The organism is Paenibacillus forsythiae T98 (assembly GCF_000520735.1).
Taxonomy (GTDB): domain Bacteria; phylum Bacillota; class Bacilli; order Paenibacillales; family Paenibacillaceae; genus Paenibacillus_AQ; species Paenibacillus_AQ forsythiae.
Genome location: NZ_ASSC01000556.1, coordinates 1 through 2,515, shown reverse-complemented (window position 1 = coordinate 2,515; position 2,515 = coordinate 1). Strand labels below are relative to the sequence as shown.

Here is a 2,515-nt window from a genome sequence, read left to right as displayed (position 1 = left end):
GGCTGCTGCCGGCGCGGACGAAATCCACTTTTCATACTGCCGCCTCAGCACTCCCGGGTGCCATTTCATGATCGCTGCTGTACCAGGCTTTCACCGTCCCCGGCTCGCTATTTCAGGCAGTCATTCACTACTTTCCCGTTCTCCATGCTTGCCGGCGCAAGCCCGGCGGCGGCCCTCTCGTTATTTGCCTCGATCAGGCATATTCCAACAAGAATAGACTCTTCCTATACTAACGGAAAATCCGGCTTTCGTCAAATGTTGTATTTATCGAGCTGATCCAGAAAATTTTGCGACTTCAGCCGGAGACCGAGCTGGGTATCCATGAATGCCCGCATTATTTTTTTCAGTTCATCCCGCGTGCTCGCCTTGACGTCCACATTGCCCAGACGGGTCAGATCAAGCGCGGCGAACAGCCGGAGCAGCTTCAGCGCGCGCATTGAGACTTCCATCGCCGGAGGGTCGTTATGGCGGCAGCTCCGGCACAAGACGCCGCCCAGCCGCGGGCTGAGCAGCAGCTCATCATCCGGCTTCTCCCGGCCGCAGGCAATACAGGCACCCAGCTGCGGGGCGTAACCGGCCGCCTGTAGAACTTTCATCTCGAACAGATTGATAGTCACTCCAGGCTCCTTGCCTTCCTCCAGCGCATTCAGGCAAGCCGACAGCTGCCTGAACCAAAAGCTCCCCGTCTCCTCGTCATGCAGCACCCGATCCAGCAATTCGCAGGCATAGGAACCATAGGCGGCTTTAATCAGATCCTCCCTGACCGGATGGTGAGAATGGATAATCTCGCCGGAATTCAGCGTGCCGAGCCCTCCGTTGTTCCTGAAAAAAACATATTGCCCGAGTGTAAACGGCTGGATCAGGGCCGCATGACGGCTTTTTACCTTTTTGGCTCCACGAACCAGAACTCCTATTTTCCCCGCGTTCTCGGTGCAAAGCGTAATGATTGCGTTCCCCTCGCCGTAGTCCATACTGCGGATGACGATCCCTTCCACCCTGTATAGCATGCCTCTTCCCCTAACCACTCGGCAAGCAACCAGTTCCTACTCCGCTTCTTCGTCATAGACCTGCTCTTCTTCCACCGCTGTCTCGGCCGCCGGATTCAGCGGCTGTGCCGCTTCCCGGTACAGCAGATAAGCATCGACATCACCAGTCATTGCAAAATACTTCCACGATAAATCTCGCATTCGTATTTTATCCCCCTTCGCAAAACACGATGTCCTCACGAAGTAGGATGTGCCATGGGACGGGTTCTATCCTTGCAATTACTGGCAGTGGCTTGGGATGAAGCTCACTGGTCTTTGTGAAAGCCCAAATCGCGCAGCACGCGCTCCTGATTGCGCCAGTCTTTTTTCACCTTTACCCACAGCTCCAGAAACGTCCTGGACCCGAGCAGATTCTCAATATCGGTGCGGGCCCTTCTGCCGACTTCCTTCAGCATGGCTCCCTGTTTCCCGATAATTATGCCTTTCTGCGAATCCCGTTCAACAAAAATAACGGCGGAAATATGCACGACTCCGTTCGGCTCCGCCCGCATATCCTCGATGGCCACCGCAATGGAATGCGGCACCTCCTCGCGGGTCAGATGCAGAATCTTCTCGCGGATCAGCTCGGCGATAACGAATTGCTCCGGATGGTCGGTCACCTGGTCCTCCGGATAATATTGCGGCCCTTCCGGCAGGTATTTCTGCAATTGATCGAGCAGTGTGTTCACATTGCTGCCGACCTTGGCGGAAATGGGAACGATCTCGGCAAAATCATGCAGCTTGCTGTATTCCGTAATCAGCGGCAGCAGCGCTTCGGGTTCCAGCTTGTCGATCTTGTTCATCACCAGAATAACCGGCGTCTTGAGACCTTGAAGCTGCTCGGCTATGAAACGGTCGCCTCCGCCAAGACCTTCGGCGGCGTCAATCAGGAACAGTACGGCCTCCACCTCTCCGAGCGTGCTCATCGCCGTCTGGTTCATGTAGTCGCCCAGCTTGGACTGGCGTTTATGGATACCGGGCGTATCAAGGAAGACGATTTGTGAGCCGTTCGTCGTATACACCCCATGAATTTTGTTGCGGGTCGTCTGCGGCTTGTCTGACATGATAGCGATTTTCTGCCCGATGACCTGATTCATCAGCGTTGATTTTCCAACGTTGGGCCTGCCGATAATGGCGACAAAGCCCGATTTGAATGACATATTAGATCAACCTTTCTAAAATCTTTTTTCGATCCCCCTAAATCCCCCTTAGCCAAGGGGGACCCCAAGGGCCCCGGCCCTCTGGACACCCGGAACTGGGCGTGCCTGCCACGGTTTGAGCTTCTAAGGGAAATGCGGGGAATGACACGCTTACGTTCCCTGCGGTCACCCGCTCCGGGTTGCGCGGAAAGAGCCGAGCGGAGAGTGACGTAAGCGGGGAACATTGGGCTGCGTGTGAGCAACCGCTGGCGGCTTCGCCGCGTCGCTTACGTTTGCGCGAACATGTACGCGCTTCTGCGGCGCATTTCCTTCGACTTCGTGCGAAGCAAT

General features: G+C 55.6%; 3 protein-coding genes. All 3 read right to left on the bottom strand.

All coding sequences use genetic code 11. The annotated features are described in order from the left end of the window. Positions 1-251 precede the first annotated feature (251 nt). Entirely contained in the window at positions 252-1,007 is a 756-nt protein-coding gene (gene recO, locus L692_RS0117480; protein WP_025701393.1) for a DNA repair protein RecO, read from the bottom strand. Between the two features lie 36 nt (positions 1,008-1,043). Further along, entirely contained in the window at positions 1,044-1,187 is a 144-nt protein-coding gene (locus L692_RS31275; RefSeq protein ID WP_084463240.1) for a YqzL family protein, read from the bottom strand. A 104-nt stretch (positions 1,188-1,291) separates the two neighbouring features. Next, complete coding sequence (gene era / locus L692_RS0117470; RefSeq protein ID WP_025701392.1) at positions 1,292-2,185, bottom strand: GTPase Era; 894 nt, start codon at positions 2,183-2,185, stop codon at positions 1,292-1,294. Positions 2,186-2,515 lie beyond the last annotated feature (330 nt).

What these genes read in the sequence shown, in the direction of transcription:
- recO (WP_025701393.1), bottom strand. Translation starts at nt 1,007, where the DNA reads ATGCTATACAGGGTGGAAGGGATCGTCATCCGCAGTATGGACTACGGC.
- L692_RS31275 (WP_084463240.1), bottom strand. Translation starts at nt 1,187, where the DNA reads ATGCGAGATTTATCGTGGAAGTATTTTGCAATGACTGGTGATGTCGAT.
- era (WP_025701392.1), bottom strand. Translation starts at nt 2,185, where the DNA reads ATGTCATTCAAATCGGGCTTTGTCGCCATTATCGGCAGGCCCAACGTT.